1 protein-coding gene is annotated in these 423 nt (G+C 61.0%); it reads right to left on the bottom strand.

Annotation, left to right across the window (positions count from 1 at the left end):
* A partial coding sequence (locus ABJ99_RS00015; protein ID WP_326828200.1) for a ParB family protein occupies positions 1–423 on the bottom strand: 423 nt, incomplete at both ends.

The raw sequence follows: 423 nt of genomic DNA, 5'->3' as shown, positions 1-423 counted from the left end.
CAGCACCTCGAAGTCGGTGACGTTCGTTTTGCCCTCGGTGTGCGTCTGCCACGTCTGAGCGGCGGCTTTACGAAGGGCCAGCAGCCGTTCGATCTGAGGTTTGCCCAAACCGGAGTAGAGCGCGGCGGGGATCACCGGCAGCAGGCAACGGATCGTCTCCTGCATGCGGCTGATATGGGACTGCGATACCGGGTAACCGTCCGCTTTCAGCCTCTTCGCCAGCTCTCGTTGAGATATGGGCTCGCCGGTTTCTTGCTCATAGATAGCTCGGGCATTTTCAATGCCTACGGCGCGCTCGATGAACATCAGGTTACCGCGCAGGTCGTTCTCGGCCAGGTGACCGGTGAGGGCAATGATTTCCCCACGCTCGCCATCCCAGGGGCGGAACAGCACGCTGATCCTGTAAAAGCGCTCGTCCCCCGT

The organism is Pseudomonas syringae pv. cilantro (assembly GCF_001293775.1).
Classification (GTDB): domain Bacteria; phylum Pseudomonadota; class Gammaproteobacteria; order Pseudomonadales; family Pseudomonadaceae; genus Aquipseudomonas; species Aquipseudomonas syringae_P.
Note: the sequence above shows the minus strand (reverse complement) of the source record. Positions and strands in the feature narration are given on the sequence as shown.